4 protein-coding genes, 1 tRNA gene and 1 pseudogene are annotated in these 7,268 nt (G+C 61.5%); 4 read left to right on the top strand and 2 right to left on the bottom strand.

The genetic code is table 11. The features are described 5' to 3' along the window. Positions 1–541, bottom strand: a pseudogene (locus EN993_RS28145) (glycosyltransferase family 9 protein); the annotation flags it as partial. A 126-nt stretch (positions 542–667) separates the two neighbouring features. After that, positions 668–3,346: a pyruvate, phosphate dikinase gene (gene ppdK, locus EN993_RS28140; RefSeq protein ID WP_127265405.1), complete on the bottom strand. Its 2,679-nt coding sequence runs from the start codon at positions 3,344–3,346 to the stop codon at positions 668–670. 226 nt (positions 3,347–3,572) lie between these two features. Between ppdK and EN993_RS28135 the strand changes: the two genes are divergently transcribed. The 4 genes from EN993_RS28135 (at position 3,573) to EN993_RS28120 (ending at position 6,852) form a co-directional block, all read left to right on the top strand. Continuing rightward, entirely contained in the window at positions 3,573–3,917 is a 345-nt protein-coding gene (locus EN993_RS28135) for a VOC family protein (RefSeq protein WP_127265404.1), read from the top strand. Between the two features lie 129 nt (positions 3,918–4,046). Then, positions 4,047–4,121: transfer RNA gene (locus EN993_RS28130), tRNA-Gln, on the top strand. Positions 4,122–4,324: 203 nt separating this feature from the next. Continuing rightward, the gene (locus EN993_RS28125; RefSeq protein ID WP_127265403.1) at positions 4,325–6,415 is read left to right on the top strand and encodes an O-antigen ligase family protein; all 2,091 of its coding nucleotides are present in this window, start codon (positions 4,325–4,327) and stop codon (positions 6,413–6,415) included. Positions 6,416–6,483: 68 nt separating this feature from the next. Further along, positions 6,484–6,852 (top strand): hypothetical protein, encoded by a 369-nt coding sequence (locus EN993_RS28120; RefSeq protein ID WP_127265402.1) that lies wholly within the window; start codon positions 6,484–6,486, stop codon positions 6,850–6,852. Positions 6,853–7,268 lie beyond the last annotated feature (416 nt).

Here is a 7,268-nt window from a genome sequence, read left to right as displayed (position 1 = left end):
TCGCCGTTTCCAACGGCAGCGGCTGAAGGCTCGGAATCACCGTGCGAAGGTCGATGCCGAGCGCTTCGAGCGGCGACAGGTAACGGTACAGAAAATGCTGGCCATCAAAGCCGTAGGGCCTGGCAAAGACATTGGCGGGCTGCCGCTCCAGCATACGCAAGGGTCTTTCGGAAGGATTGTAGCCGACGCGGGTCTTTGCGTTGACCAGCCCGCTGACAATGCGCGACGTCTTCGAATCGGTCAGGTCGATCGTCAGGTCGAAGCGGAAGCGGCGCAACGCCCGCACCATGGCGTAAAGCTCTTTCCCGCGCTCCAGGGGGGTGCCGCGCATGCGGGCGCGCCTGAACGTGACCACCTCGGAAGCGATGCCATGGGCGATCACGAAGCTCTCGAAGCCAGCCTCACACAGAAACACGAGCCTGGCGCCGGGAAATTCGAGCCGCAAATTTTGTGCAAGCGCCGAGGCGAGGACGAGATCTCCTATGAACTTCGTTTGAATGACCAGGATCGAGTGGAACGGCGCGGGTGAACTCTGCAACATCTGTTTCCAGGAGCAATTGGCGGGGTGTCCGCAAATTGGGCGGAAAAATTGTCGAGATTATGCAAACCCGCCAGCACGTTCGCGTGACTTGTTTTACAAAACGGTAAGCTCAGCCGGGATGGACTTCTATCCGCGGCCGGCCTTCGCGACCAGCACCGCTGCCTGCGCGGCCGCCAGCCTGGCGATCGGCACGCGATAGGGCGAGCAGGACACGTAGTCGAGGCCAACCTCTTCGCAAAAGCGGATCGAGGCCGGGTCCCCGCCATGTTCGCCGCAAATGCCGAGCTTGATGTCGGGCCGCGTCGCCCTGCCTTTTTCGGCAGCCATGCGCACCAGTTCGCCGACGCCGTCGATATCGAGCGAGACGAACGGATCCTGATCGATGATGCCCTTCTGGCGGTAGGTCTCCAGGAACGAGGCCGCATCGTCGCGCGAAATGCCGAAGGTCGTCTGGGTCAGGTCGTTGGTGCCGAAGGAGAAGAACTCGGCCGTAGCGGCGATGACATGGGCGCGGATCGCCGCGCGGGGGAGCTCAATCATGGTTCCAGTCAGATAGTCGATCTTGACGCCGGTTTCCTCCATGACGCTCTTGGCGACCGCATCGATGCGCGCCTTGACGTAGTCGAGCTCCTTCACCAGGCCGACCAGCGGCACCATAATCTCGGGAACCACCAGCGCGCCGGCCTTCCTGCCGGCCTCGACGGCCGCCTCGAAAATGGCGCGGGCCTGCATCTCGGCGATTTCAGGATAGGAGACGGCCAGCCGGCAGCCGCGATGGCCGAGCATCGGGTTGAACTCGTGCAGGGCCTCGGTGCGCTGCCTGAGCTTATCGGGCGAGACATTCATGGCGGCGGCGACTTCTGCCACTTCACCTTCGGTCTTTGGCAGGAATTCGTGCAGCGGCGGGTCGAGCAGCCGGATCGTCACCGGCAGGCCGGCCATGATCTCGAACAGTTCGAGGAAGTCCGAACGCTGCATCGGCAAGAGCTTGGCGAGTGCTGTGCGCCGGTCCTTTTCGGTGTCGGCCAGGATCATCTCGCGCATGGCGACGATGCGCTCGCCGTCGAAGAACATGTGCTCGGTGCGGCACAGCCCGATGCCTTCGGCGCCGAAGGAGCGCGCCATGCGCGCGTCGAGCGGCGTTTCGGCATTGGTGCGCACCTTCATGCGGCGCACCGCGTCGGCCCATTCCATGATGGCCGCGAAATCGCCGGAAAGTTCCGGCTGCAGCATCGATACGGCGCCCTTCAAGATCTGGCCGTTGCTGCCATCGATGGTGACGATGTCGCCCTTGCGGAAGGTCGATCCCATCGCCATCAGCGTGCCGGCCTTGTAGTCGACACGCAGCGAGCCGGCGCCCGACACGCAAGGCTTGCCCATGCCGCGCGCCACCACCGCGGCGTGGCTGGTCATGCCGCCGCGCGTGGTCAAGATGCCTTCGGCCGCATGCATGCCGTGAATGTCCTCGGGGCTGGTCTCGATGCGCACCAGGATCGCCTTGCGGCCTTGCGTCTTCAATTCCTCGGCGTCGCCGGAGGAAAAGACGATCTCGCCGGTGGCGGCACCGGGCGAGGCCGGCAGGCCGATGCCGATGACGTCGCGCGCTGCCTTGGAATCGATGGTCGGATGCAGCAGCTGGTCGAGCGAGGCCGGATCGATGCGAGCGACCGCTTCCTCTTTCGTGATCAGTCCGTCCCGCGCCATCTCGACGGCAATTTTCAACGCCGCCTTGGCGGTGCGCTTGCCGGAGCGGGTCTGCAGCATCCACAATTTGCCGCGCTCGATGGTGAATTCGAGATCCTGCATGTCGCGGTAGTGCTTTTCCAAGCTGTCGGAGATGGAGACGAAGGACTGGAACGCGTCCGGCATCAGCTTCTGCAGCGATGGTTTGTCCGAGCCCGCAGCAATGCGCGCCGCCTCGGTGATGTTCTGCGGCGTACGGATGCCGGCAACGACGTCTTCGCCCTGCGCGTTCACCAGGAACTCGCCATAGAGCATCTTTTCGCCGGTCGACGGGTTGCGGGTGAAGGCAACGCCGGTGGCCGAGGTTTCGCCCATATTGCCGAACACCATGGCCTGGACATTGACCGCCGTGCCCCAGCTTTCGGGAATATCGTGCAAGCGCCGGTAGGTGATGGCGCGATTGTTCATCCAGCTCGAGAACACGGCGCCGATCGCGCCCCACAGCTGCTCGTGCGGATCCTGTGGAAACGGCTTGCCGAGTTCTTCCTCGACCTTGGCCTTGTAGAGCGCGATGACGCCCTGCCATTCGAGCGCCGTCAGTTCGGTGTCGAGCTCATGCCCAAGCCCGCCCTTCTGGTCCTCCAAGATTTCCTCGAAGACCTCATGGTCGAGGCCCATGACGACATCGGAATACATCTGGATGAAGCGGCGGTAGCTGTCATAGGCAAAGCGCGCATCGCCGGAATCGGCGGCCAGCGCCTCGACCGTCTCGTCGTTCAGCCCGAGATTGAGCACGGTGTCCATCATGCCGGGCATCGAGGCGCGGGCCCCCGAACGCACCGACACCAGCAGCAGTTTCGACGGGTCGCCGAACCGACGCCCGCTCAGGTGTCCGATATGATCGAGCGCAACCGCGACATCGGCTTCCAACCCGTCCGGATAGGTACGGCCATTGGCATAATAGGCATTGCAGACCTCGGTGGTGATGGTGAAGCCCGGCGGCACCGGCAGGCCCAGGCTGCACATCTCGGCCAGGTTGGCGCCCTTGCCGCCCAGCAGATTCTTGTCGCCGGCACGGCCTTCCGCCGCGCCATCGCCAAAGGTGAAAACCCATTTGGTCATGCTTTGCTCTCCGGTTGCAGGAGATTGGAAAGATTGGCGAAACGGAAAGTTCCGCCGCGTCCGACTGTCGAGCGATATGATGCTGCAGTGCGAAAGGCAAGGCGTCGGCAAAGCCGTGCGACCCCTACAATCGATTAAGCAAAAGCCGTGTCCAGGGATGCGGCAAAAAGACTTGCCATTTTGGCGCTTCTGGTATAGAACATAACATGAACAAAGTAGGTGCTACATGAAACTGCCAGGGAAACTCGACTATCTGGAACTGCCGGCGACAGGCGGAACGCTCGATCGGCTCAAGGCTTTCTACAGCACTGCCTTTGCCTGGTCGTTCACCGACTATGGGCCGACCTATTCGGCCTTTGCCGAAGGTCTGGACGGAGGCTTCCAGGCCGACGCCGAGGAGGCGCCCGCCAAGCCGCTGCCTGTGCTCTACAGTAGGGATCTGGAAGCAACCCTCGGCGCTGTCGAAAGCGCCGGCGGCACGATCGTCAAGCCGATCTTCGCGTTCCCCGGCGGCCGGCGCTTCCACTTCGTCGATCCGGCCGGCAACGAGATGGCGGTGTGGTCCGAATAGCCCGCACGCACGCCCTCTGGCGGCAACTGCGTTGGCTGCCCAATTGGACGTTCTGACCATTGCTCATAAGGATTGTGCTTTTCGGCTGCTCTGCTAATAACGCGCCGCACAAGCGACTCTGACGGCAATTGGGGCGTCGCCAAGTGGTAAGGCATCGGTTTTTGGTACCGACATTCCCAGGTTCGAATCCTGGCGCCCCAGCCATCCCGCCGCGGTTTATTTCGGCCAAGAGGACGCGAGAATACCTTTGCGATCTTCCATGAAGCCGATCGGCTAATAATTCGACTGCCAACGCCGCCGCGGCAAATTCGGTCACCACTTGCGTGATCTGGACAGTGTCACCTTGAACATCTCTCTCTTTCCATACATAGGTCGACCGGTGGGTGGCGGCTCAACATGGACCTTCGATGAACCTTCCTATCTTCGCCATCAACCTCGTTCGCGAGACCGGTCGCTGGAGCGAATTGCTCGCCAGCGCCGAAGCGGCGGGCCTCACCTTGCAGCGCATTGCCGCCGTCGACGGCCACGCCCTCGCCAAAAAAGACTGGACGGAGATCGATCTTCCAGCCGCGCGCAAGCTGAGCGGGCGTGACATTCTGCCCGGCGAATATGCCTGTTATCGCAGCCATATCCAGGCGCTGGAAACGTTCCTGGCCGGTGGCAGCGCCCATGGCCTGATTGTCGAGGACGACGTCCTCTTCAGCGAAAACACCATGCGACGCATCGAGGCCATCATCGCGGCGGTGCCGGATTTCGACGTCATCAAGCTGACCAACCATCGCATGAGCTTCTTCATGCGTGCCGTCGAGACGACGGAAGGCGACGAGATCGGTCGCGCACTGCATGGCCCGCAAGGCTCGGCCGCCGCCTATCTTGTGACGCGGGAGGGGGCGCAGGGGCTGTTGTCGGCGCTCGCCGTAATGAAGATGCCATGGGACGTCGCACTCGAACGCTTTTGGGATACCGGCCTGAAGGTCTATTCGGTTCGCCAAAACGTGCTTGGCTTCGCCGCCAGCAGCAAGATTTCCGGCATAGCCGGCCCCTCGGGGAGCTACAAATCCGCAAGGTTTGGCGGGCCGAGCCGGCTAAGTGCCGGGGTGTTGCGGGCCAGCGACGAGCTGCGCCGCCTGCATCACGTCCTGCTGCGGCCCCCTTTACCGCGAGAAATCCCGGACTACGCCAAGGACGACGCGCCGCGCAACACCCTGCTTCTGTTGCTGGCGTCATTCGCCATTCTCGCTTTGGTCTCCTCGGTCTGGCGCGAGGCCGACACCTACCGCTATGCGGGCCTGGCGCTGGCCTTGGTCGCAGTCGTCCGCTGGTTCAGGGTGGATTTATGGACCTACAGCAAACCGCTGATCGGTTGGGTCGGCGGTCTGTGCATGGGTTGGTCGCTCTATGTCTTCATCCGACTGGCGATCGTCTATTTCGGTACCCACCAGTTGGGTGGCTCCGAAGGCATTTACATGTTTCCGTTGTTCTACGCGACGACCGGCTTCGCGTTTCTGCTGTTTGTCAGGCAGCCCGCGCGGCTCGTGCTCTGGTTCATGATCCTCAGTCTTGTCTTCCTGGCGGCGGACACCTTCTATTCGGACATGTTTCAAGGCATCCAACCGACCCCGCGGCTTTTCAACAATCCCATCCACGCGTCGGTGGCGGCCGGTTTCATCTTCCTTTGCGCGCTGCAATTCATGGCGTACACGGCCCAAAGAACGGACCTGAGGAAAGCAACCAAGAACCTGCATTGGGCGCTGTCGGTAGCCGTCCTGCTGTTTGCCCTCGTCAACATCATTGAGATGCGGTCAAAGGGTGTCTGGCTTGCGCTTGCGCTCGCCCTGCTCTTGTTGGCGGTCATGACCCTGGCGAGAGGCCATCGCCGCGAACTGCTGGTTTCGGCTGGCGTGCTGGCCATCGTGGCGGCCTGCATCGTCGCAACACACAACGTGTTCTCGTCCACCGCCAGCGACACCATGATCTTCGTCAAAGCCTTGGTTCCGGATGTCTTGAGGCATGGCGTCCTCCCGGCCTTCGACCGCGCCATCGCGAGCGATACGGTTCCGCTTGCAGCCAAGGAACGGCTGATGCTGTGGGCGGATGCGATCGAGATCTGGAAACGCCACCCGATCTTCGGAGCCAGTTCGAGCTGGCTGACCGAATGGGAGCACAGAACCTATCATCCCATGATCTTCAACGTCTTCCACAACGGTTATCTGGAGATTGCCGTGCGCTATGGTGTGGTCGGACTGGCGTTCTTTGCCTTTCTCTACACCTGGTCGTCCCGGCAGGTTCTGATGGCCATGCGGGCCAAGCTTATCGCTCCGGCCGCTTGGTCCTGCTACATCTCAACACTGGTCTTCTTCGCCATAACCATCCTTACCAATTCAAACAACCGGCTGGCTATGGGTGAGGCTTTCATGTGGTTCGCTGCAGCGTTTGGCTTCTATTGTTTTTATATTCGCCAGGAGAAGAACCTTGTCGCGCCGCGAACCTATTTTTAGGGCCGGCTTTCGCACCAAGCCGGTTTCGGCCTTCCCGGCAGTCGTGCACAGAGTGTTGTTGGAGCAAGATGAGATTTTATTCAGTCGCCGAACGGGTCGCTTTTCTCGTTACGCTCATCGCTGTTCTTGTGCTTGCGCTGCTGCCGGTACCCCGTCTCAAGGAATTCGGCATCGACGTCGGCTTCCACTACGACAAGCTGAACCACGCCAGCGCCTTTGCCGTCCTGACCTTCCTTGGAGGGCTTGGCTGGCCCGATCGCAAAGCGCAGGTGATCATCTTCCTCGCCCTGGTCGGAGCAGCGATCGAGGTCCTCCAGGGCACGGCGCTGATAGCGCGCGACCTGGATGTGTTCGACTGGGTCGCCGATTGCATCGGCATGGCATGCGGCCTCGTGGCCGTGATCTGTGTGCACTGGATCTCGCGGCGCAAAGGCTGAGCTTGTCCTCGAGTCCGGGCACGCTGAAGGTGAAGACCTACCGCGAACTGCGTGATCGCGAGCGGGATCGCAGAGTGCCTGTGCTGAAATTGGGATCACTCTATTTCGTCTGGTCCTCGGCCAAACATCATTCGCACAAACACAGTCCGCCCCTCTGACTGTTTGTTTTGCCGGGCGGAAAGCCGTTTACACTTTTCTGGAAATGCTCCGGCGCGGCCCATTCGCAGGCAGCGCGACCTGGATCAGCTTGCCTCGCGCATCGCTTCGGCCGCCTGTAGGTCGACCGAGACCAACTGGCTGACGCCCTGCTCGGCCATGGTCACGCCGAACAGCCGATTCATGCGCGCCATGGTGATTGGATTGTGGGTGATGATGACGAAACGAGTCTCGGTGGTGGCAGCCATTTCGTCCATGAG

Origin of the sequence: Mesorhizobium sp. M7D.F.Ca.US.004.01.2.1, assembly GCF_003997785.1 — a bacterium.
GTDB lineage: Bacteria > Pseudomonadota > Alphaproteobacteria > Rhizobiales > Rhizobiaceae > Mesorhizobium > Mesorhizobium loti.
Note: the sequence above shows the minus strand (reverse complement) of the source record. Positions and strands in the feature narration are given on the sequence as shown.